This window comes from Arthrobacter sp. UCD-GKA (genome assembly GCF_001863355.1).
Lineage (GTDB): Bacteria > Actinomycetota > Actinomycetes > Actinomycetales > Micrococcaceae > Paeniglutamicibacter.
The window spans coordinates 598,452-620,557 of the sequence record NZ_MOLR01000001.1 but is presented as its reverse complement, the minus strand read 5'-3'; the positions used below and the strand labels follow the sequence as shown (position 1 = coordinate 620,557).

At 68.6% G+C, this 22,106-nt stretch carries 17 protein-coding genes; 6 read left to right on the top strand and 11 right to left on the bottom strand.

The window, feature by feature from the left end; genetic code table 11:
- Window positions 1–11 precede the first annotated feature (11 nt).
- On the bottom strand, window positions 12–1,019 hold the full coding sequence (locus BLJ79_RS02890) for an ABC transporter substrate-binding protein (protein ID WP_071213136.1): 1,008 nt from the start codon (window positions 1,017–1,019) through the stop codon (window positions 12–14).
- Window positions 1,020–1,434: 415 nt separating this feature from the next.
- On the opposite strand from BLJ79_RS02890, the gene hrpA reads away from it, so the two are divergent.
- Window positions 1,435–5,445 (top strand): ATP-dependent RNA helicase HrpA, encoded by a 4,011-nt coding sequence (hrpA, locus tag BLJ79_RS02885; RefSeq protein WP_071213135.1) that lies wholly within the window; start codon window positions 1,435–1,437, stop codon window positions 5,443–5,445.
- A gap of 140 nt (window positions 5,446–5,585) precedes the next feature.
- Here hrpA and BLJ79_RS02880 read toward each other — a convergent pair whose 3' ends face one another.
- The 3 genes from BLJ79_RS02880 to BLJ79_RS02870 form a co-directional block, all read right to left on the bottom strand.
- Window positions 5,586–6,014, bottom strand: a complete 429-nt coding sequence (locus BLJ79_RS02880) for an HIT family protein (RefSeq protein ID WP_071213134.1) — start codon at window positions 6,012–6,014, stop codon at window positions 5,586–5,588.
- Window positions 6,011–7,171 carry an NAD(P)-dependent alcohol dehydrogenase gene (locus tag BLJ79_RS02875; protein ID WP_071213133.1) on the bottom strand — a complete coding sequence of 387 codons (1,161 nt, stop codon included), beginning with the start codon at window positions 7,169–7,171 and terminating at the stop codon, window positions 6,011–6,013. The genes BLJ79_RS02880 and BLJ79_RS02875 overlap by 4 nt, the downstream gene beginning before the upstream one ends.
- A gap of 66 nt (window positions 7,172–7,237) precedes the next feature.
- Window positions 7,238–8,095: a sulfurtransferase gene (locus BLJ79_RS02870; RefSeq protein WP_083410955.1), complete on the bottom strand. Its 858-nt coding sequence runs from the start codon at window positions 8,093–8,095 to the stop codon at window positions 7,238–7,240.
- A gap of 243 nt (window positions 8,096–8,338) precedes the next feature.
- On the opposite strand from BLJ79_RS02870, the gene BLJ79_RS02865 reads away from it, so the two are divergent.
- Window positions 8,339–9,361, top strand: coding sequence for a PLP-dependent cysteine synthase family protein (locus tag BLJ79_RS02865; RefSeq protein WP_286135250.1), 1,023 nt, complete (start codon window positions 8,339–8,341; stop codon window positions 9,359–9,361).
- A gap of 26 nt (window positions 9,362–9,387) precedes the next feature.
- Here the strand turns inward: BLJ79_RS02865 and BLJ79_RS02860 are convergent, their stop codons facing one another.
- Window positions 9,388–10,068: an MBL fold metallo-hydrolase gene (locus BLJ79_RS02860; RefSeq protein ID WP_071213132.1), complete on the bottom strand. Its 681-nt coding sequence runs from the start codon at window positions 10,066–10,068 to the stop codon at window positions 9,388–9,390.
- 233 nt (window positions 10,069–10,301) lie between these two features.
- Between BLJ79_RS02860 and BLJ79_RS02855 the strand changes: the two genes are divergently transcribed.
- Window positions 10,302–10,739 carry a Fur family transcriptional regulator gene (locus BLJ79_RS02855; RefSeq protein WP_071213131.1) on the top strand — a complete coding sequence of 146 codons (438 nt, stop codon included), beginning with the start codon at window positions 10,302–10,304 and terminating at the stop codon, window positions 10,737–10,739.
- An 84-nt stretch (window positions 10,740–10,823) separates the two neighbouring features.
- On the opposite strand, the gene BLJ79_RS02850 is transcribed toward BLJ79_RS02855, so the two are convergent.
- From BLJ79_RS02850 to BLJ79_RS02825, 6 genes are all read right to left on the bottom strand, one after another.
- Complete coding sequence (locus BLJ79_RS02850) at window positions 10,824–11,327, bottom strand: cupin domain-containing protein (RefSeq protein WP_071213130.1); 504 nt, start codon at window positions 11,325–11,327, stop codon at window positions 10,824–10,826.
- A gap of 227 nt (window positions 11,328–11,554) precedes the next feature.
- A complete protein-coding gene (locus BLJ79_RS02845; RefSeq protein WP_071213129.1) occupies window positions 11,555–12,433 on the bottom strand; it encodes a metal ABC transporter permease in 879 nt (292 codons plus the stop codon).
- A 5-nt stretch (window positions 12,434–12,438) separates the two neighbouring features.
- Window positions 12,439–13,302, bottom strand: a complete 864-nt coding sequence (locus BLJ79_RS02840) for a metal ABC transporter ATP-binding protein (RefSeq protein WP_071213128.1) — start codon at window positions 13,300–13,302, stop codon at window positions 12,439–12,441.
- Entirely contained in the window at window positions 13,292–14,251 is a 960-nt protein-coding gene (locus tag BLJ79_RS02835) for a metal ABC transporter solute-binding protein, Zn/Mn family (protein WP_071213127.1), read from the bottom strand. The genes BLJ79_RS02840 and BLJ79_RS02835 overlap by 11 nt, the downstream gene beginning before the upstream one ends.
- 69 nt (window positions 14,252–14,320) lie before the next feature.
- Entirely contained in the window at window positions 14,321–15,388 is a 1,068-nt protein-coding gene (locus BLJ79_RS02830; RefSeq protein WP_071213126.1) for a hemolysin family protein, read from the bottom strand.
- Window positions 15,385–16,764, bottom strand: coding sequence for a hemolysin family protein (locus tag BLJ79_RS02825; protein WP_071213125.1), 1,380 nt, complete (start codon window positions 16,762–16,764; stop codon window positions 15,385–15,387). The genes BLJ79_RS02830 and BLJ79_RS02825 overlap by 4 nt, the downstream gene beginning before the upstream one ends.
- A 482-nt stretch (window positions 16,765–17,246) precedes the next feature.
- Here BLJ79_RS02825 and BLJ79_RS02820 point away from each other — a divergent pair, with 482 nt between their 5' ends.
- The 3 genes from BLJ79_RS02820 (at window position 17,247) to BLJ79_RS24015 (ending at window position 21,954) form a co-directional block, all read left to right on the top strand.
- The gene (locus BLJ79_RS02820; RefSeq protein WP_071213124.1) at window positions 17,247–21,026 is read left to right on the top strand and encodes a multifunctional oxoglutarate decarboxylase/oxoglutarate dehydrogenase thiamine pyrophosphate-binding subunit/dihydrolipoyllysine-residue succinyltransferase subunit; all 3,780 of its coding nucleotides are present in this window, start codon (window positions 17,247–17,249) and stop codon (window positions 21,024–21,026) included.
- 143 nt (window positions 21,027–21,169) lie between these two features.
- The gene (locus BLJ79_RS02815; RefSeq protein ID WP_071213123.1) at window positions 21,170–21,775 is read left to right on the top strand and encodes a GDSL-type esterase/lipase family protein; all 606 of its coding nucleotides are present in this window, start codon (window positions 21,170–21,172) and stop codon (window positions 21,773–21,775) included.
- Between the two features lie 104 nt (window positions 21,776–21,879).
- A complete protein-coding gene (locus tag BLJ79_RS24015) occupies window positions 21,880–21,954 on the top strand; it encodes a 50S ribosomal protein bL37 (RefSeq protein ID WP_370664980.1) in 75 nt (24 codons plus the stop codon).
- Window positions 21,955–22,106: the final 152 nt, after the last annotated feature.

The following is a 22,106-nucleotide window of genomic DNA, read 5'->3' as shown; positions in this document are numbered from 1 at the left end:
TGCGGTCGTGTTTACTTGTAGGTTTCCGCTGCTTCGGAGAGCATGTCTGCCGGGAAGGTCAGGCCGATCTTCTCCGCCGCGGTGGTGTTCAGGTAGAGCTCGACCTTGGTGATGGTCTCGACCGGCATGGTCTCCGGCTTGGCCTCGCCCTTGAGCAGCTTCACTGCCATGGCCGCGGTCTGCTCGCCGAGCTTCTCGTAGTTCAGGCCGTAGGTGGCGGTTGCGCCGCGCTTGACGGACTCGCCGTCGGCGGAGATCACCGGGATCTTCTTGTCCTGTGCGGTCTGCAGCAGGCCTTCGAGTGCCGATACCACGGCGTTGTCGGTCGGGACGTAGAACGCGTCGACGTTCAGGCCCGAGGCCGCCTGCTGGACCTCGGAGGAAGCCGAGATGGCCTTCTCCTCGATGGTCAGGCCCAATTCGGCTGCGGCATCCTTGGCCCACTGGACCTGGACGCCGGAGTTGACCTCGCCCGAGGAGTAGACGATGCCCACGGTCTTGGCGTCGGGCTTGATCTTCTTGAGCAGTTCGAGCTGTTCCCTGACCGGGTTTTTGTCCGAGGTGCCGGTGACGTTGGCGCCGGGTGCCTCGAGGCTGGAAACCAGCTTGGCTTCCATCGGGTCGGTGACCGCGGAGAAGAGCACCGGGATCTTGGTGATCGACTGGGCGGCGGCCTGGGCCGTCGGGGTGGCGATGGCCAGGACCAGGTCCATGTCCTGGTCGGAGGCGAACTTGCCCACGATCGAGGTGTTGGTGGCCTGGTCGGCCTGGGCGTTGGCGAAGTCGTACTTGACCTTGTCATCGCCCGTGTAGCCGGCGTCCGCCATCCCCTTCTTGAAGCCCGTGACCACGGCGTCCAGGGACGGGTGGGACACGTACTGGGCGATGCCGATCGTGACCGGGCCGGCGGCTTCGGAGGAGCCGGTGGCCTCGGGGGTGGTGGATCCGCCGCATGCGGTGAGCACCAATGCGGTGGCAGCCACCCCGGCTGCGATCTGTACGGACTTGATGAATTTCATTGTGTTCCTTTCACGACGTGCGAGTGTCATTCCTGGTGCGCCACCAGGGCCGCACCAGGGGGTTTTCAGGATTAGCCCAACCTCGGCCGATCGGCAGGAAGTTCTCCTCATGAATTCCTTTGATACTACATGTGAACCTACTCACATTTCTTCCATCTGGTATGAAATGCAAGACAAACCATCGACCATTCATCTTGCCATCATGCATCTTTCATGGAAAGTCCCCGCAAATCAGACAATTGGTATCCATGCGACTTGAGAATCAGACGGTACCGTGGACAAAGCCGTGTTTTGACACTGCGCACACCCCGCCACGGCCCGTAGACCCGGGGTTTGCGGCCCGCTTTGCGCGCCGCGGACACCGGGACAGCGGCCGGAGGATTCGCCGGTGGCGCTGGCATAGACTTGGGTCATCATGGCCCTGACGATTTCCTACCCCGAAGCCCTGCCCGTTTCCGCCCGCCGCGACGACATCATGAAAGCCATCCAGGGCAACCAGGTGGTCATCGTCGCCGGAGAAACCGGCTCCGGCAAGACCACCCAGCTGCCCAAGATGCTCCTGGAGCTGGGCCTTGGCGAGAAGGGCATGATCGGGCACACCCAGCCCCGCCGCCTGGCCGCCCGCACCGTGGCCGAACGCATCGCCGAGGAACTGGGCACCACCATCGGCGCCGAAGTCGGCTTCCACGTCCGCTTCACCGGCGAGGTTTCCCGCTCCACCAAGGTCAAGGTCATGACCGACGGCATCCTGCTGGCCGAGATCCAGCGCGACAAGCTGCTTAAGAAGTACAACGCGATCATCATCGACGAGGCCCACGAGCGCAGCCTCAACATCGACTTCCTGCTGGGCTACCTGCGCCGGATCCTGCCGAAACGCCCGGATTTGAAGATCGTCATCACCTCGGCCACCATCGATCCGCAGCGCTTCGCCGAGCACTTCGCCGCACTTGGGCCCCAGGGCGAAGAGCCCGTTCCGGCACCCATCATCGAGGTCTCGGGGCGCACCTTCCCCGTCGAACTGCGCTACCGCCCGCTGAACCCGGCCGACGGGATGGACGAGGACGAGCTGGACCCGGATTCCCAGGTCGAGGACCGCGACCCGCTGGACGCGATCGCCGAGGCCGTGGACGAACTGGCCAAGGAGGCCCCCGGGGACATCTTGATCTTCTTCCCCGGCGAGCGCGAGATCCGCGACGCCGCCGAGGTGCTGCGGGCCCGCGTGCAAACCAACAAGCGGCTGGCCGGCACCGAGATCCTGCCCCTGTTTGCCCGGCTCTCGCTGGCCGAACAGCACCAGGTGTTCAAGCCGGGGCGCAACCGGCGCATCGTGCTGGCCACCAACGTCGCCGAGACCTCCCTGACGGTGCCGGGCATCAAGTACGTGATCGACACCGGCACCGCCCGCATCTCGCGCTATTCCCACCGCACCAAGGTCCAGCGCCTGCCCATCGAACGGGTTTCGCAGGCCAGCGCCAACCAGCGCTCGGGCCGCTGCGGGCGCGTGAGTGACGGCATCGCCATCCGCCTGTACTCGCAGGAGGACTTCGAGACCCGCCCCGAGTTCACCGACCCGGAGATCCTGCGCACCAACCTGGCCGCGGTGATCCTGCAGATGAGCTCGATGGGCGTGGTCCGCACCGCGCGCGACGTCGCCGACTTCCCCTTCGTCCAGCCGCCGGATGCCAAGTCGATCAACGACGGCGTGGCATTACTGCGCGAACTCGGCGCCCTGGACACCGGCACCGAGGCCACCATCACCGCCATCGGCAAGTCGCTGGCGCAGCTGCCGGTGGATGTGCGCCTGGGCCGGATGATCGTGGAGGCCGGGAACCGGGGATGCGCCAAGGAGGTCATGGTGCTCGCCGCGGCGCTGTCCATCCAGGACCCGCGCGAACGCCCCAGCGAGGAAACCGGCAAGCGCGAACGCGCCGCGGAGATGCACAAGCGCTTCACCGACGCGAAGTCCGACTTCTCCTCGCTGCTGAACCTCTGGCGCTACCTGCAGGAGAAGCAGAAGGAGCTCTCCTCCTCGGCCTTCCGCAGGCTGTGCAAGAACGAATTCATCAACTACCTGCGCGTGCGCGAATGGCAGGACCTGTTCACCCAGCTGCGCCAGCTCGCCAAGCCGCTGGGCATCACCATCTCCCCCGAGCCGGTGGACGCCGCCGCCAACGAGGACGCCATCCACATTTCGCTGCTGTCCGGGCTGCTGGGCCACGTGGGCTCCTGGGACGAACGCAAGCGCGAATACGTAGGCGCCCGCGGCACCCGGTTCTCCGTGTTCCCGGGCTCGGCGCTGTCGCGCAAGAACACCGAGTGGGTCATGGCCGCCGAGCTGGTGGAAACCTCCCGGCTCTGGGCCCGCACCGTGGCGCGCCTGGACCCCAAGTGGGTCGAGGAGGTCGCCGGGGAACTGCTCAAGCGCAGCTAKTCCGAGCCGCACTGGTCGCGGAACTCCGGCGCGGTCATGGGCTACGAGAAGCTCACGCTCTTCGGGCTGACCATCGTGCCGCGCCGCCGCATCCAGTACTCGAAGGTCGACCCGGAGCTCTGCCGCGAGCTGTTCATCCGCCATGCGCTGGTGGAGGGCGACTGGAAGACCCACCACAAGTTCTTCGCCCGCAACCGCCGGGTGCTCGAGGACATCGAGGAACTCGAGACCCGGATGCGCCGCCGCGACCTGCGCGTGTCCGACGAGGACCTCTTCGAGTTCTACGATGCCCGCCTGGGTCCCGAGGTGCTCTCCGAGCGGCACTTCGACCGCTGGTGGAAGGCCGCCCGGCACGAGGACCCCACGCTGCTGGACTTCAACCCGGAAGACATGCTGGCCGCCGATGCCACGGAATTGGACGAGGCCGCCTACCCGCGCACCTGGCGCCACGGCACCCTGGACCTGGATTTGGTCTACGAGTACAACCCGGCCGCCCGCGCCGGGGAATCCGACGGCGTCTCGGTGCGCGTACCGGTGCTCTTCCTGAACCAACTGGACCCGGTGCGCTTCCGCTGGCTCATCCCGGGGCTGCGCGTGGAGCTGGTCACCGCGCTGATCAAGTCGCTGCCCAAGGCCATCCGGAAGAACTTCGTCCCGGCCCCCGACGTGGCCCGCACCGCCGTGGCCGCGCTGGAGGCCGACTTCAACCCGGAGACCGACGACCTGGCCGAATCCCTGGAGCTGGTGCTGCGCCGGCTCAAGGGCGTGGTGATCCCCCCCGGTTCCTGGAACTGGGAGGCGCTGCCGCCGCACCTGCGCTTCACCTTCACCGTCATCGACGCCGAGGCGAAGATCCTGGACGAATCCCAGGAGCTGGCGGTGCTGCAGCAGACCCTGGCCGCGGCCAACCGCTCGGCCCTGGCCCGCTCGCTGGGCATCAAGCCCGGCGCCGCGCTGCCCTCCGCGGCCGCCTCCGGCAACTCCACGGGCCGGGCCCCGGCTGCTGCATCAAGCCAGGCAAGGGGCACGGTCGGCAACGCGAAGAACCGCGGGCAGAAGTCCGCCTCGCGTCCCGGCGGAGCCACGGCCGTGGCCACCACGGTGTGGGAACGCACCGGGCTGACCGACTGGGACACCGGGCTCGGCCTGGCCGGGACCATCACCGAAAAGGTCGTCACCGAGGTCGCCGGGCAACAGGTCACCGCCTACCCGGCACTGCTGGACACGGGCACCGACGTGCGCCTGACGGTCTTCCGCAACCCGGCCGAGCAACTGGCCGCCCACCGCACCGGAGTCATCCGGCTGCTGCTGCTCAAGGTCCCCTCGCCCTCCCGGTACGTCCTTGACCACCTGAACAACACCGAAAAGCTGGTCTTCACGCAGAACCCGCACGGCAGCGTCGAGGCCTTGATCCGCGACTGCACCATGGCCGCGGTGGACAAGCTGGTCCCGGCCGCCCTGCCCTTCACCAAGGCGGCGTTCGACGCCCTGTACGAGAAGGTGCGCGCGGAGCTGATCGACACGGTCTTCACCGTGACCGCGATCGTGGAGAAGGTGCTTTCCGGGACCCGGCGGATCAACAAGGACATCAAGTCCGCCTCCTCGCTGGCGCTGGTCAATGCGTTGAACGACGTGAAGTCCCAGCTCGAGCAGCTCGTCTACCCGGGGTTCGTGGCCAAGACCGGCTACGCGCAGTTGGCCCAGCTGCCGCGCTACATCTCCGCCATCGAGAAGCGCCTGGAAAAGCTCGGCACCGGGCACCTGGCGCGGGACAACGCCGCAACCCTGGACATCCAGTCGCTGGAGGACGAGTACGATGCGGCCCTGGGTCAGCTGGTTCCCGGTTCCCGCACCCCGGCGCAACTGGCCGCGGTGAAGTGGATGCTCGAGGAGTACCGGGTCTCGCTCTTCGCCCAGGAGCTGGGCACCGCCTACTCGGTCTCCGCCAAGCGGATCCGCACGGCCATGCGCGAGGGGCTGGCCGCGGCCAAGTAGCCGCCGGAAGGCAAAACGGTGCACGACAAAGGCTGCCCGGTTCGGCCATGTGGTCGAACCGGGCAGCCTCTTCTGCGTTGCGGGTGCCGGCCGCAGGAACCAGCCCAGGGCGCCGGTCCCCCGGACATCGGGCCGCGGCCTCAGGCCTCGGGAACCAGGTCCCCGTGGCCGTCTTCGCGCAGCGCCGCCCGCAGCTTCTGGGCGTTGGCGTCCATCGTGGCGGGATCCGGGTCGGTGTCGGCCCGTGCCAGGTCGAAGTCGGCCAGCGAGTTGGTCGGCCACACGTGCACATGCAGGTGCGGGACCTCGAACCCGGCAATCATCAGCCCTGCGCGCTCGGACCCGAATGCGCGGACCTGGGCGCGGCCGATCTTGCCCGCCACCTCGACCAGGTGCGTCATCAGTTCGGCCGGTGCCTCGGTCCACTTGTCGAGTTCCTCGCGCGGAACCACCAGGGTGTGCCCGTGCGTGATCGGCCCGATGGTCAGGAACGCCACGCAGTGCTCGTCCTTCCAGATGAAGCGCCCGGGGATCTGGCCGTCGATGATCTTGGTAAACAGCGTGCTCATGCACCCTCCATGTGGTCGTTGCCGCGCAAGGTGGCGGCGTCCAGGACAAACCTGTATTTCACGTCGGCGGCGACCATCCGGTCCCACGCCTCGTTGATGTGCTGCGCCCCGGTCAGCTCGATCTCGCACGCCACCTGGTGTTCGGCGCAGAAGTCGAGCATTTCCTGGGTCTGCGCGATCGAGCCTATCAACGACCCGGTGTAGCTCAGCCGCTTGTGGACCAGCTCCCGGGTGTCGAACCCCGGCATCGGGCMCTCGGGCAGCGACAGCTGGACCAACGCGCCGTCGCGGCGCAGCGCCTTGAGGTAGGGGCCCACCTCGTGCGGGGCAGAGACCGTGTCGATGACCAGGTCCAGGGTGTCGCGGATCCCCCGCAGCGCGGCCGCATCCAGCGTGTCGATGACCGTGTGCGCGCCCAGGGCCAGCGCCGAGTCGTGCTTGGCGTCGCCGCGGGTCAGCACGGTGACCTCGGCGCCCATCGCGACGGCCAGCTTCACGGCCATGTGCCCCAGCCCGCCCAGGCCCAGGACCCCCACGCGGCTGCCGGGCCCCACGTTGTGGTGGCGCAGCGGCGAGTAGGTGGTGATCCCGGCGCAGAGCAGCGGGGCGGCCGCGGCCGGATCCAGCGCCGCGGGGATCCGCAGCACGTAGCCGGCGTCCACCACGATGCGCGTGGAGTACCCGCCCTGGGTGTATTCGCCGGTGCGGGCGTCGTGCCCGCCGTAGGTCGCCACCGATTTGGTGCAGAACTGTTCCAGGCCCGCGCGGCATTCCTCGCATTCGCGGCAGGAGTCCACCAGGCAGCCGACCCCCACCCGGGAGCCGACGGGCAGGTCGGCGACCGCGTCGCCGACCTGCGAGACGGTGCCGACCATCTCGTGCCCGAGGACCAGCGGCAGGCGCTTGGCGCCCCATTCCCCGCGCCCGGTGTGCACGTCCGAGTGGCACAGCCCGCAGAATTCGATCTCGATGACCACGTCGCGCGGACCGGGTTCGCGGCGGTGGATCAGCATGGGCACCACCGGCCCGCCGGGCTGTGCGATGCCCAGCGCCGGCACCGCCTCCGGGGCCATGGCCGCGGCGGGCACTTTCGTGCGTTCACGCGCGTGCAGCCTGGCGGCGGTGTCAAGGGGCGGGGGTTTCGGTCGACCGATCATGCTTCGAACCTACCTCTGCCCCGGGCCCGGAGCCAGCGGCCGCGCTTCACGCCGGGATCCGGCAGCTCACGGGGTGGGTCCGGTGGCGGCGGGCCGGGCGGCATCGGAACTGTATTGCGACCACGACCCGGGGTAGAGCGCCGCGCGCACGCCGATGGTTTCCAACGCGAGGACCTGGTGCGCGGCGGTGACGCCCGAACCGCAATATGCCGCAATATCCTGCGCCCCGGCACCGGGCTGCACGCCAAGCGCCTCCAGCGCCGCGGCCAGCGGGCCCGGTGCCAGCAGGTGCCCGTCGGCCTCCAGGTTCTCGGTGGTGGGGCGGTTGAGTGCCCCCGGGATGTGCCCGGCGCGCGGGTCGATCGGCTCGAGCTCTCCCCGGTAGCGCTCCGCGGCGCGGGAATCGAGCAGGACCCCGTGGCCGGGGAACGCGGCGGCCGCATCGATGTCGATCACCGGCATGTGCCCCCAGCCCAGGCGGACGTTGCCCGGGGCCGCGGTGTTGGTTCCGGTTTCCAGCCCGTGCCCGGCGGCCTCCCACCCCTGGACTCCCCCGTCCAGCACCCGGACGTCGGCGGCACCGGCGTGGCGCAGCAGCCACCAGCCGCGGGCCGCGGCCAATCCGCCGGTTCCGTCGTAGAGCACCACGGTCGAATCCTCGTTGATGCCCCAGCGGCGGGCGGTGGCGGCAAAGTCGTGCACCTCGGGAAGCGGGTGGCGGCCGGCTTCCGGGGCGGGAGGCGCCGAGAGCTCGGTTTCCAGGTCGACGAAGAGCGCACCGGGGATGTGCCCGGCCTCGTAGTGTTCCCGGCCATGCGCGTCGCCCAGGGCCCAGCGCACATCCAGCAGCACGGTGTCGGCCCCGGAGGCCAGCAGTGCGGCCAGTTCCCCGGCTTGGATCAATGTCTTTCGTTCCTCGCCCATGTGCGGCGGTGTCCCTTCGCTTGCGGCTTCGGCCCGCGGGCCCCTCGTGTGGTCCAGCCTAGTTTCCCACCCGGTTCCCCGCCTGCCCACGCCTCCCGCCACCGGCCGCGCGTCGGGCACCGCGCCACACGGCGGTTCGGTAGGCTTGCTCGGGTGGATACAACGCCTTTGATTTCGCTGCCCCGCCCCTCCGGAACCCGTGACTGGGTCGATGCGGCGGTACGCACCATCGAGGCCGAGTCGATGCGCTCGGCCGACACCCACCTGCACAAGCTCGAGCTGCCCCGCGAGTGGGGCATCGAGATGTACCTGAAGGACGAGTCGACGCACCGCACCGGCAGCCTCAAGCACCGGCTGGCCCGCTCCCTGTTCCTCTACGGACTGGTCAACGGGTGGATCACCGAGGGCACCACGATCGTGGAGGCCTCTTCCGGGTCCACCGCGGTCTCCGAGGCGTACTACGCCAAGCTCCTGGGCCTGCCGTTCATCGCGGTGATGGCCGCGGGAACCTCCCCGGAGAAGATCGCGTTGATCGAGGCCACCGGGGGCACCTGCCACCTGGTGCAGGACCCCTCGGCCGTGTATGCGGAATCCGAGCGGCTGGCCGCGGCCACCAATGGGCACTACATGGACCAGTTCACCTACGCCGAGCGGGCCACGGACTGGCGCGGGAACAACAACATCGCCGAGTCGATTTTTCAGCAGCTGGCCATGGAGGAACACCCGGTGCCCTCCTGGATCGTGGTGGGCGCCGGAACCGGCGGCACCTCGGCGACCATCGGCCGCTACGCCCGCTACCACCGCCACGCCACCCGGCTGGCGGTCGCGGACCCCGAGGGCTCTGCGTTCCTGCCGGCCTGGCAGGCGGCGGTTTCCGGCGGCGATGCGGGTGCCGCCACCGGCACCGCCAGCCGCATCGAGGGCATCGGCCGGGCCCGCCCGGAACCCAGCTTCGTGCCGGGGGTCATCGACTTCATGGCCACGGTGCCCGATGCCGCCTCGGTCGCCGCGATGCGCCACCTGCAGGACTTCGCGCACCTGTGCGCCGGGCCCTCCACCGGGACCAACCTCTGGCTGGCCTGGCAGGTCGTGGCGAACATGCTCGCCGCGGGCGAAACGGGGTCGGTCGTCTCGCTGCTGTGCGACAACGGGGAGCGCTACGCGACCTCCTACTACGACGCCGGCTGGCTCAAGGCCGCGGGACTGGACCCGGAACCCTACGCGGGCCGGATCGAACGCCTGCTGGAAACCGGGCGCTGGGAGTAGCCGCCCGGGGCCCCGGCCCGCCGCCTTCAGCGCTGCCCCAGCACCACCGGGGTCTCGTTGGGGATCCTGCGGTAGCCCAACCCGTGCTCCGCGGCGACCCGGCCCAGGTGCCCGTCCACCAGGGACAGGCCGCGCTCGTTGAGCAGGCCGTCGTGGATCGGGATGTTGTCCGCCGCGTTGACCATGGCCAGGAACTCGATGGTCTCCCCGATCTTCGCCCACGGGGCATGGGCCGGGACCAGCAGCGTTTCGACGGCGATCCCCTCGGGCACCTGGTAGCTGTCGCCCGGGTGGTAGAGCGTCCGGTCGATGAAGTAGCCGATGTTGGCCACGACCGGCAGCGAATGGTGGATCACCGCGTGCATCCCGCCGTGCGTGGAGATCTCCATCCCCGCGGCCTCGAAGACCTCGCCCGGCCCGAGCCCGTGGATCCGCGCCGCGGCATCGGGAACCGATGCCTGGGTGGCGGCGTCCAGCACGCTGGCGGCCAGTGCCGCCGGTCCGCGGAAAGACAGCTTCGCATCGCGCCCCATGGCCGCCACCACGGCTTCCACATCCAGGTGGTCGGCGTGCACGTGGGTGGCCAGGATGGCCTCGGCCCCCTCGAGCGCCCGCTCCAGCGGCGAGAAGGTTCCCGGGTCGATGAGAAGCGACCTGCCCCCGGAGCTGACGCGGATGCATGAATGGTTGAACTTGGTAATCTCCATGGCCCCAGCCTAGGCAGGTGGCGCGGGTGATGCATAGGGGCCCGCGCTGCGCGCCGCGGGACCCGTGGATGGCCGACCGCCCCGCGGTGCCGGGCGCGGAACCACCCGGCGCGCGGGCCCGCTGGTAAACTCAAGGTGTCCGATCGGGGCGTGCCCCGGGTGCTGTTCTTCAGCCGGCCTGAGGCGCGCAGCGTACGGACGCAGTGCCCATCTTTCAAGGAGTGCTCCAACACATGACGAATCCTGCGACCACGCGGCGAGGAACCGAACAGCGGGTGACCAAGCAGCGCCTGGCAGTGAATGCCGCGCTGGGCCAGGTCGATGACTTCGTGACGGCACAGGAACTTCACCGATGGCTCGTCGACGAGGGCGACAAGGTCTCCCTGGCCACCGTCTACCGGCTGCTGCTCTCCATGGCGGAGGACGGCCTGGTCGACGTGCTGCGCAACAACGAGGGCGAGGCGATGTACCGCCAGTGCGTCATCGAGCACCACCACCACCACCTGGTGTGCCGGACCTGCGGCAAGGCCGTCGAGGTCGAGGCTCCCGCGGTGGAGAAGTGGGCGGCCCGGGTGGCCGAGGAAAACGGCTTCACCGAACCCACCCACACCGTGGAGATCTACGGGCTGTGCCCGGCCTGCTCGGCAAGCAAGGCCGCCGGTACCAGCTAGGTCCGCAACCCGCCGGTCCGGCGCCGCCGGGGACGTCCCGCGTTGCCGTGGCGGTTCCCGCAAGCCGGGAGACCCGGATCCCGCTCAGGCCTCCGGGGCGGCGAACGGCGAGGGACCGAGGATCTCGATGCCCCCGTTGCGCCGCGCGGATTCCATGACCCTGCCGAAATCGACCTCGCCGGTGCCCGGATCGCCGTCTTGCAGCGGCACGCTGGCCTCCAGGTAGAACGCCTGGCAGACCCCGGGGGTGTGCAGGCACAGCACCCGCGTTCCCTCCTCGGTCACCTTGAACGCATGCGGCATCCCCCGCGGCGCCATCACCAAGCCGCCGGCACCGATCCTCGATTCCCGGCCGTCCAGGTGCATCACGATCTCGCCGCTGAGCACGATCATCGTTTCGTCCGACTCCGGATGCGTGTGCAGGGGCGTGTCCTTGCCCTTTTCCAACTGGTCCTCAAAGAGCAGGAAGGCGCCCGCGGTCTGCGCCTCGGTGGCCTTCCAGATGTGCACCCCGCCGCCGGAGAACCAACGGCGCTCCCCCTCCCCGGGTTGGCGGATGATGGCTTGCAGTTCCTTGTTCGTGTCCACGGGACTCGCCCAGTTCACTGATGTGGCACCGGATTCGGGGCCCGAATCCCACGACAAGACTGGGGTGCCGCGGCCGCGGAGTCAACACCTTTTGCCGCCCCCTGGCCGCGGTCCCGCTGCCCCGGGCGCCGGATACGGCGAAGGCGTGTGCCCGTATCCCCGCAACGGGGGAACCGGGCACACGCCTTCGCCTGGAGGTTCATCGGGCCCGCGGCCCGGCGCGGGCCTCAGGCGGCCATGGCCGCCATCTTCTCGGAGTGCCGCACCTTCTCCCGGCGCCAGGCGATGAGCCGGCACACCACGTAGATCAGGAACGAGATTGTGGTGACGTAGGGGCTGATCGGCAGCGACCCGGCCAATGCCAGCAGGATGCCGCCCACCACCGACGTCATGGCGAAGGCCACCGAGAGGCTGACGGTGAGGACGGGGTTGGAGGTCACCCGGATGGCCGCCGCGGCCGGGGTGATCAGCAGGGCCAGGACCAGCAGCGCGCCGACCACCTGGATCGACAGCGCTACGGCCAGGCCCAGGACCACCATGAACGCGACCGAGAGCCGGCCGGCGGGGACGCCGCGGGCCGCCGCCACGGCAGGGTCCACGGAAATGAAGGTCAGCGGGCGCCACATGGCCACCAGAGCCACCATCACAATGAGGGAACACACCGCCAGCACGCCCAGCTGGACGGTGTCCACCGCGACGATCTGCCCGGTGAGCAGCCCGAACTTGTTGGCGCTGCGGCCCTGGTAGAGCGCCAGGAAGAGGATTCCCAGGCCGAGCCCGAAGGGCATCAGCACCCCGATGATGGAGTTGCGGTCCTTGGCCGCGGCGCCCATCAGGCCCAGCACCAGCGAGGCCAGCACCGATCCGACCAGGGATCCGACGACCACGTTGGCACCGATCAGCAGCGCGAACGCGGCCCCGGCGAAGGAAAGCTCGGCGATGCCGTGCACCGCGAACGCCATGTCGCGCAGCATCACGAAGATGCCGATCATCCCGCCCACCAGGCCCAGCAGGGCCCCGGCGATCAGCGAGTTGGAGACCAGCGGCAGGATCTCGGCGTAGTCTTCGAAGCTGAAGACGGTGCTCCAGATCTCGGATAGGTCCATGGTTCCTAGGCTCCTTGAAGCGGGTGCGCGCGATGCTGCGGGTCGGCGTGGGTGACGGTCTCGGGCATGCCGACGACCACGATGCGGCCGTTGGACTCGAAGACCTCGATGGGACTGCCGTAGAGCTCGGAGAGCACCTCGGAGCGCATGACCTCCTCGGGGGTCCCGACGTGGAAGCGCCCGCCGGCCAGGTACAGCACCCGGTCCACGTACTGCAGGATCGGGTTGATTTCGTGGGTCACGAAGACCACCGCGGCGCCGTGGTCGCACGCCTGCCGATGGATCAGTGAGGAGATGGCCTGCTGGTGGTGCAAGTCCAGCGAGAGCAGCGGCTCGTCGCAGAGCAGCAGCCGTGGGTCGTCGGCCAGTGCCTGGGCGGCGCGCAGCCGCTGCTGCTCGCCCCCGGAGAGCACTCCGACGGGGCGCTCGGCGTAGGACGTGGCACCGACCAGCTCCAGCAGCTCGTCCACGCGCTTGCGCATCTTCGCCCGGCCCAGCCGGATCCCCCACTTGTGCCCGTCGATGCCCAGGGCGACCAGGTCGCGGGCGCGCAGCGGGGTGTTGTCGTCGAAGGATCGCTGCTGCGGAATGGTGCCGACCTGCCGCGACCCGCGGGTCGCGGGCCTGCCGGCGACCTCGACGGTGCCGGAAGACAGTTCCTGCAGGCCCATCAGGGTGCGCAGCATGGTGGTCTTGCCCGACCCGTTGGGGCCCAGCACGGCCAGGAACTCGCCCGGGGCGATGTCCAGGTCCAGTCCGTCCCAGAGCGGGCGGTTCCCGAAGCGCAGCGAGGCGCCGCGCAGGCGCACCACCGGTTCGGGTGCGGGTTTCGCCGGGGCGCCCGGCGCGGGGCTGGGGCTAGCGGCCAAGGGCCACCTCGAGTTGCTGCACGTTCGATTCCATCCAGGTGATGTAGTTGAGCCCATCGGGCAGGGTTTCGGTCAAATCCAGCACCGGGACCCCGGCGGCCTTGGCCAGCGCGGCCACCTTCTGAGTCTGCGGCCCGGAGGTCTGGGTGTTCAGGGCCAGCACGGCGAACTCGTTCGATTCGAGCCCCTCGGCCAGCTGCTTGAGCAGCAGCGGGGGCACGTCCTCGCCGGCCTCCATCGCTGCGCTGACGCCGGCGGGGGTTCCGTCCACCATCCCGGCCTCGCTGAGCAGGTAGAAGCCCAGCGGTTCGGTCATGGCGAACTTCTTCCCCTCGGCGGTGGCCCGCAATGCGTCGATGCGCCCGGCCAGCGCGTCGATGCGCTTCTCGAAGGCGTCGGCCGCGGCGGTGAACTCCGCGGACTTGGCGGGAAGGAGCTTGGAGTACTCGGCGGCCAGGCCGCGGGCCAGCGCGCCGACGGTGTGCACGTCGTACCAGACATGCTCGTTGCCCTCCGCGTGGTCGTGCCCGGCATGGTCCTGCGCGGCGGGCGCGGCCGCGCCGGCGGCCTCCCCGTGCCCGGCCTGGAAGTCCACCGCGTGGATCATCGCGCCGCCGGGAAGCGACAGGCCCTGGGCCAGCGCGTCCATGAACGGGTCGTACCCCCCGCCGTTGGCGATGACGATGTCTGCCTTGGACACCGCGAGCTTGTCGCGGGCGGTGGCCTCGTAGGAGTGCGGGTCCTGGGAGGTCTGCTCCACCAGGGCGCCCACATGCACGTCGGACCCGCCGACCGCGCGGGCCACGTCGGCATACACCGAGGTCGAGGCGACCACCTCAAGCACCGACTCGCCGCCGGGTTGCGCGCCTTGGCCCGCCGGCGCGGAGGCGCAGGCGGAAAGCAGCAGGAGGCAGGCGGCGGCGGCAAGGGCGCGAAGTGGTGTGTTCATGCGGTGGGTACGGGACCTTTCGGGGAAAACCAGCAGACCCCAGACTATCTCAATTGCGAGTCATTCGCATTATTGGGCGCTGCGGTTTTCCCGGCGGATGCCGCGCTTCTGGTTCTGGTCGTCGATTTCCCCGACCAGTTGCTCCAGCACGTCCTCGAGGAACAGGATCCCCAGTGTGGCGCCGGTTCCGTCGACGACGCGGGCCAGGTGCTTGCCGTCGGCACGCATCTGCTCCATCGCATCCTCGATCTCCGCGTCGCCGGCCACCACGCCCATGGGGCGCAGCTCGATGTCGGTGACCGGTTCGCGGTACCGCTCGTCGGGCAGCGCCATGACGTCCTTCATGTGCCAGTAGCCCACGAATTCCCCGTCCCGGGAGATGACGATGCGCGAGAAGCCGGTCCGGCCCACGGTGCGCTCGAACTCCTGCACCGTGGTCCCCTGCTCCAGGGCGACGACCTGGTCGCGGCCGACCATGGTGCCGGCGGCAGTGAGGTCGGAGAACTCCAGCGCCTTGCGCAGCATGATCGCGTCGTCGGCCTCCAGCGTGCCGTAGCGCGCCGAGGAGGCGATGATCGAGGCCACCTCGGCGGCGGTGAACGCGGAGTTCACCTCGTTCTTGGGTTCGATGCCCATCAGGTGCAGGAAGCGGTTGGCGATCCAGTTCAGCGAGACCACGATCGGGTGCACGCCCACCGAAAGCCACAACAGCGGCCCGGCCAGCAGCAGCACCGCCTTGTCGGCCATCGACACCGAGATGTTCTTCGGCACCATCTCGCCGAAGGTCACGTGCAGGAAGGTGACGATCAACAGGGCCAGCAGGAAGGCGATGGACCCGGCCAGCGCCTCGGTCAGGCCCAGGAACTGCAGCGGCACCACGAAGAGGTGGTGGATGGCCGGCTCGGCGACGTTCAGGATCAGCAGCGAGCACACGGTGATGCCCAGCTGGCACACCGCGAGCATGATGGAGACCTGCTCCATGGCCTTCAGGGCACGGATCGCACGCTTGTCCCCGGCGTCGGCCAGCGGTTCGATCTGGGAGCGGCGGGCGGACATCACGGCGAATTCCGCCGCGACGAAGAACGCGTTGCCCAGCAACAGCAGGACCAGCCAGAGCAAGCCGGAAAAGTCGCTCATGCCCGTCCCCCCACTGCTTCGTCGGGGCTGGGGGCCGAGGCAGCGCTCGAGGCGCTGGCCGACCTGGAATCCTTGGAAGGCCGCGGCGGGCGCGGCACGAAGTGCAGTTCCGCGACGCGGCGCTTGTCCAGCGCGGTGACGGTGAAGGCGCCGCCCTCGGTGTCGACCTCGTCGCCGAGGAACGGGATCCGGCCCAGTTCGGCCATGACGAACCCGCCCACGGTTTCGTAGGCGGCGTCGTCGGGGATCTCGACCTCGCCGATGAGCTCGTTGAGCTGGTCCGGGCGGAACATGCCCGGGATCATCCAGGAGCCGTCGGGCAGGTGGCGCAGTTCGGGGCCCGCGGAGTCGTGCTCGTCGGCGACTTCGCCGACGATTTCCTCTATAAGGTCTTCCAAGGTGACCATTCCGGCGGTTCCGCCATATTCGTCAAGCACGATCGCCATTTGCAGGTTTGCGCCGCGCAGCTGCACCAGCAGCGTGTCCAGGTGCACGGTTTCCGGGACGAAGATCACCGGGGTCTTGTTTTCGCCGACCTCCTTGCCGGCGCGCTTGTCTCGCGGGATGGCAATGATGGTCTTGACGTGGCACACGCCCTTGATCTCGTCCGAGGAGCCGTCGGTGACCGGGAAGCGGGAGTACCCGGTCTGCTTCGCCAGCTCGATGACCTCCTGGACGTGGGCGGTGTGCTCGATGGTCTGCATCCGGGTGCGCGGGGTCATCACGTCGGCGGCCGAGCGTTCGGAGAAGCGCACGGTGCGGTCAACGAAGAGCGCCGCATCCTTGTCCAGGGTGCCCATTTCCGCGCTGCGGCGCACCAGCGAGACCAGCTCGGCCGGGGAGCGCGCACCGGAGATCTCCTCCTTGACCTCGAGCCCGAACAGGTGCAGGACCTTGTTGGAGAAGCCGTTGAGCAGCACGATGGCCGGCTTGAAGACGGCGGTGAAGATCAACTGCGGCCGGGCGAGCGCGCGGCCGATGTCGAAGGCCTTGGCGATGGCCAGGTTCTTCGGGACCAGTTCGCCGATGACCATCGACAGCAGCGTGGCCAGCAGCATCGCCACGACCAGGGACACCGGCACCGCGGAGTCCCCGAGCCCGAGGGCCAGCAGCGGGCCCTGGAGCAGCTTGCCCACCGAGGGTTCGATGACATAGCCGGTCAGCAGCGTCGTCAGGGTGATGCCCAGCTGGCAGGAGGAAAGCTGGGTGGAGAGCGACTTGAGGCAGTGCAGCAAGGCAATGGCCTTGGTGTCCCCCGCATCCACCGCTTCCTGCACGTTGGCCTGGTCGAGGGCGACGAGGGAAAATTCGACGGCGACGAAGAAGCCAGTGCCCAGGATCAGCAGCAGGCCAAGGGCCAGCAGCAACCATTCCATCTAGTGTTTCACCGCCCCGCGGGCGGAGGGGAATCGGGGGGCGGAAACGCCGCGGCCCGGAAATCTAGGGTGTGTGCGTCGGCAACAAGAAGGCTCCGATGGGGAGACCGAACTGGGCGAGCAATGACATGTGTGGCCGGCACCGCGTGATTTCACGACTGGCCGGCACAGAGAGTGGCTGTCCATAACAATGTCAGTGTATCCGAACCGCGACTTGAGCACATGCGAGGTGCCCCGGGTCGGGCACCCCCCGCGCGCAGTCCCCCGGCGCTCCGAATCGGGCACCGCGGGCGTCGGGTGTGAGCCCGGTCGCGTGAATCGCCGTTCGGCGCGCCACGCATGTGATAACCGGCTCATTGGTTTCCACCCGGCGCGGATTAGTCACTAGACTACTTAGCAGGTCTAGAACTATGCCCTCGGGATGGGTTTCCGCTCGAAGGCGCTTGGACAAACGGAAATACAGGGAGAAGAGGCGTAATACCGTGCCAGATCAATCGCACCACCGACTCACCGAAGAGTTCGGCGGGAACGAATGGCTAGTCGATGAGCTGTACCAACAGTTCCTCAAGGACAAGAACTCGGTAGACAAGAAATGGTGGGACATCTTCGCGTCCCTCAATTCGGATCAGGCCGCCGCACCCCCGGCAGCGGAGGCACCGGTCGCGGCGACCCCGGCACCGGCTGCCCCTCCGGCCGCACCGCGCGCCGCAACGCAGGCCCGCGTCGTTGACGTCTCGGGCAACACCCCGGCGTCCTCGTCCGAGTCCTCGACGGCCACTCCCGCAACCGCTTCGATCCCGCGTGTCCCGGCCGACCCGACCCCGGCCACCAAGGCGCAGCCGATCCCGGCGCAGCTGCCCAAGGCCGCCTCAAGCTCGGCTTTGGGCGAAGAGAAGCGCACCCAGCTGCGCGGCCCGGCCAAGGCCATCGCCACCAACATGGAACAGTCGCTGACCGTTCCGACGGCCACCACGGTCCGTGCAGTCCCGGCCAAGGCCCTGATCGACAACCGCGTGGTCATCAACAACCACCTCAAGCGCGCCCGTGGCGGCAAGATCTCCTTCACGCACATCATCGGCTTCGCCGTGATCCGTGCCCTGAAGCTCTTCCCCTCGCAGAACGTCACCTACGCCGAGATCGACGGCAAGCCGATGGCGATCCAGCCGGCCCACGTGAACTTCGGCATCGCCATCGACATGCCCAAGCCCGATGGCTCGCGCATGCTCGCGGTTCCCAACATCAAGGCCGCCGAAACCCTGTCCTTCTCCGAATTCTGGGACACCTACGAGGGCCTGATCAAGCGCGCACGCGCCAACAAGCTCACCGCCGACGACTACGCCGGCACCACCGTCTCGCTGACCAACCCCGGCGGCATCGGCACCGTGCACTCGGTCCCGCGCCTCTCCAAGGGCCAGGCCACCATCGTGGGCGTCGGCGCCCTCGAGTACCCGGCCGCCTTCCGCGGCGCCGCCGAGTCCACCGTTGCCTTGCAGGGCGTGGGCAAGGTCATCACGCTGACCTCCACGTACGACCACCGCGTCATCCAGGGCGCCGGCTCCGGCGAGTTCCTCAAGCTCGTCGAGTCGCTGCTGCTGGGCGAGCAGGGCTTCTACGACGAGATCTTTGAAGCGCTGCGCATCCCCTACGAGCCGGTCCGCTGGGCCGTCGACAACCAGGTCGACGTCGAGCTTCAGGTCAACAAGATCGCCCGCATCCAGCAGCTGATCCACTCCTACCGCGTGCGCGGCCACCTGATGGCCGACACCAACCCGCTCGAATACGTGCAGCGCCGCCACCCGGACCTGGACATCCAGACCTACGGCCTGACGCTGTGGGACCTGGACCGCGAATGGGTCACCGGCGGCTTCGGCGGGGCAGACCGCCTGCTGCTGCGCGACATCCTCGGGGTGCTGCGCGACGCCTACTGCCGCACCATCGGCATCGAGTACATGCACATCCAGGATCCGGTGGAACGCAAGTGGTTCCAGGACGAGCTGGAGCACCCGTACACCAAGCCGACCCGCGAAGAGCAGCTGCGCATCCTGGCCAAGCTGAACTCCGCGGAGGCCTTCGAGACCTTCCTGCAGACCAAGTTCGTCGGCCAGAAGCGTTTCTCCCTGGAGGGCGGCGAATCCCTGATTCCGCTGCTCGACGGGATCCTGTCCGACGCCGCGGACGCCGGCATGGACGAGGTCGCCATCGGCATGGCGCACCGCGGCCGCCTCAACGTGCTTACCAACATCGCCGGCAAGACCTACGCACAGGTCTTCCGCGAATTCGAGGGCACCGCGACCCCCGGCTCGGTCCAGGGCTCGGGCGACGTGAAGTACCACTTGGGCACCGAGGGTTCCTTCACCTCGGACCAGGGCAACCAGACCAAGGTCTACCTGGCCGCCAACCCCTCGCACCTCGAAGCCGTCAACCCGGTGCTCGAGGGCATCGTGCGCGCCAAGCAGGACCGCGCCGGATCCAAGGACTTCAACGTCCTGCCGATCCTGGTGCACGGCGACGCGGCCTTCGCGGGCCAGGGCGTGGTCGGCGAGACCCTCACGCTCTCCCAGCTCGAGGGCTACAAGACCGGCGGCACGATCCACGTGATCGTGAACAACCAGGTCGGATTCACCACCGCACCGACCGACTCGCGCTCCTCGGTGTACGCCACCGACGTGGCCAAGCAGGTCCAGGCACCGGTGTTCCACGTCAACGGCGACGAGCCGGAGTCCGTGGTCCACGTGGCGCAGCTGGCCTTCGCCTACCGCCAGCGCTTCAACAAGGACGTCGTCATCGACATGGTGTGCTACCGCCGCCGTGGCCACAACGAGGGCGACGACCCGTCGATGACCCAGCCGATGATGTACAACCTCATCGAGGCCAAGCGCTCGACCCGCAAGCTGTACACCGAGGCCCTCGTCGGCCGCGGCGACATCACGCAGGACGAGGCCGACCAGGCCCTGCGCGACTACCAGCAGCGCCTGGAGCGCGTCTTCGCCGAGACCCACGCGGCGCAGACCTCCCCGATCCCGGTCATCACCCCGGGCACCTCGGCCATCCACGACCTGGAGCTGCCCACGGCCCAGCGCGAGGACGAGGCGGCCTCGATCGACGCCAAGGACACGGCCATCACCGCCGAGACCCTGGCGCACATCGGCGCCGCGCACCTGGCCATCCCGGAGGACTTCACCGTCCACCCGAAGCTCAAGGTGCTCCTGGAGCGCCGCGAGAAGATGAGCCGCGAGGGCGGGATCGACTGGGGCATGGCGGAAATCGCCGCCTTCGGCACCCTGTCCATGGAAGGCGTGCCGGTCCGCCTGGCGGGCCAGGACTCGCGACGCGGCACCTTCGTGCAGCGCCACGCGGTCTTCCACGACCGCCTCAATGGCGATGAGTGGTACCCGCTGCTGAACCTGGCCGAAGACCAGGCAAAGCTGTGGATCTACGACTCGCTGCTTTCCGAATACGCGGCCCTGGGCTTCGAATACGGATACTCGGTCGAGCGCCCGGACGCCCTGGTGCTCTGGGAGGCCCAGTTCGGCGACTTCGTCAACGGCGCCCAGACCGTCATCGACGAGTTCATCTCCTCCGCCGAGCAGAAGTGGGGCCAGCGCTCCAGCTTGGTCATGATGCTTCCGCACGGCTACGAGGGACAGGGCCCGGACCACTCCTCGGCCCGCATCGAGCGCTTCTTGCAGATGTGCGCGGAAAACAACATGGTCGTGGCCCAGCCCTCCACCGGTGCCAACCACTTCCACCTGTTGCGCCGCCAGGCCTACGCCCGTCCGCGCAAGCCGCTGGTCATCTTCACCCCGAAGCAGCTGCTGCGCCTGAAGGCCGCCGCTTCCGCGGTGGAGGACTTCACCACCGGCACCTTCCAGGAAGTGATTCCGGACACCGCAAGCCTGAACCCGGCCGACGTGGACCGCGTGCTCCTGGTTTCCGGGCGCCTGTACTACGACCTGGATGCGGCCCGCACCAAGGCCAACGACACCAAGACCGCAATCGTGCGCGTCGAGCAGCTCTACCCGCTGCCCGCCGAGGCGATCGCGGCCGAGGTGGCCAAGTACCCGAACGCCGAGGTCGTCTGGGCGCAGGACGAGCCCGCCAACCAGGGTCCGTGGCCGTTTGTCGGCCTGAACCTGCCGGCCGAGCTGGGCAAGGCCGTGCGCCTGGTCTCGCGCAAGGCCTCGGCGGCGACCTCCACCGGCACGCACAAGCGCCACGAGGTCCAGCAGGCGCGCCTGATCACCGAGGCGTTCACCCGCTAGGGTCGGCGCCGGGCGGTCCGCATCCAAAAGGGTGATGTGACCGCGGAAATTGCCCTCGGGGCGGGACATCGACGGTGTCCCGCCCCGAGGTCGCTTAACCGACTGCTAATGTTGGTGCGTACGCGCCCTGAGAAAGGTCTTTCGTGGAATACCGCACTATTCGACTTACCGCCATCGGCGACGAGCTCCTGGCCGGTCACGGGGATCCGCGGGCACTGGGCTGGTATGGACGGGTGCTGGCACGCACCTCCAACACCGAGGTCCGCATCGAGAGCTACACGCTGGCCGCGCCCGGGGAGGGCACCGAGGCCCTGAGCACCCGCTGGTTCGACGAGGCTTCCCGCCGCTTCGGCGAGAACGTCGACAACCGCCTGGTCATCGCGCTCTCGGACCGCGACCTGGACCTGGGGCTGTCCACGGCCCGTTCCCGGCTGAACCTGGCCAACATCCTGGACTCCGCCTCGCAAATGAGCATCAAGGCCCTGGTCGTGGGCCCGGCCCCCGGGCTCGACCCGGAACGCAACGCGCGCCTGGCCGAGCTCTCCCACGTCTATGCCGACGTGGCCACGCGCCGCAAGCACCACTACGTGGACACCTTCACCCCGCTGCAGAACCACGCGCAGTGGCGCAACGACCTCTCGGTCAACGGCGGGCTGCCCGGGCAGGCCGGCTACGGGCTGATGGCCTGGCTGGTGCTGCACCGCGGCTGGTACTCCTGGCTGGGGTTGCCCGAGCCAGGGGCCGGCTGACACATTTTTCTCGCGGCGTACTTGTATTCTTGGGTCCGGCCGGGTGTCTATGACAGACTGGGGAAAGTCCAACTTGGGACCAGGAATTGCAAAGGAGTCCTCACATGAGCAAACGTGCACGTAAGCGTAAGGATCGCAAGCGCGGCGGAGCCAACCACGGCAAGCGCCCCAACACCTAGGCCGGACGCGGAGGCGTTGCAGCGGGCACAGACCGCAGGAACGCCGCACCCGGAAAGACCAGAGGGCCGGAGCCCGTTGATCGTCAGTTGACGGTGAAACGGACTCCGGCCCTCTTGCGTGCCCCGCGCCTGGTGGCGGGCGTTCCTGCGTG

Coding starts and splice junctions, on each gene's coding strand:
- BLJ79_RS02890 (WP_071213136.1), bottom strand. CDS start 1,019: ATGAAATTCATCAAGTCCGTACAGATCGCAGCCGGGGTGGCTGCCACC.
- BLJ79_RS02880 (WP_071213134.1), bottom strand. CDS start 6,014: ATGAGCACGCTGTTTACCAAGATCATCGACGGCCAGATCCCCGGGCGC.
- BLJ79_RS02870 (WP_083410955.1), bottom strand. CDS start 8,095: ATGGGCGAGGAACGAAAGACATTGATCCAAGCCGGGGAACTGGCCGCA.
- BLJ79_RS02865 (WP_286135250.1), top strand. CDS start 8,339: ATGCGCTCGGCCGACACCCACCTGCACAAGCTCGAGCTGCCCCGCGAG.
- BLJ79_RS02860 (WP_071213132.1), bottom strand. CDS start 10,068: ATGGAGATTACCAAGTTCAACCATTCATGCATCCGCGTCAGCTCCGGG.
- BLJ79_RS02855 (WP_071213131.1), top strand. CDS start 10,302: ATGACGAATCCTGCGACCACGCGGCGAGGAACCGAACAGCGGGTGACC.
- BLJ79_RS02845 (WP_071213129.1), bottom strand. CDS start 12,433: ATGGACCTATCCGAGATCTGGAGCACCGTCTTCAGCTTCGAAGACTAC.
- BLJ79_RS02835 (WP_071213127.1), bottom strand. CDS start 14,251: ATGAACACACCACTTCGCGCCCTTGCCGCCGCCGCCTGCCTCCTGCTG.
- BLJ79_RS02830 (WP_071213126.1), bottom strand. CDS start 15,388: ATGAGCGACTTTTCCGGCTTGCTCTGGCTGGTCCTGCTGTTGCTGGGC.
- BLJ79_RS02825 (WP_071213125.1), bottom strand. CDS start 16,764: ATGGAATGGTTGCTGCTGGCCCTTGGCCTGCTGCTGATCCTGGGCACT.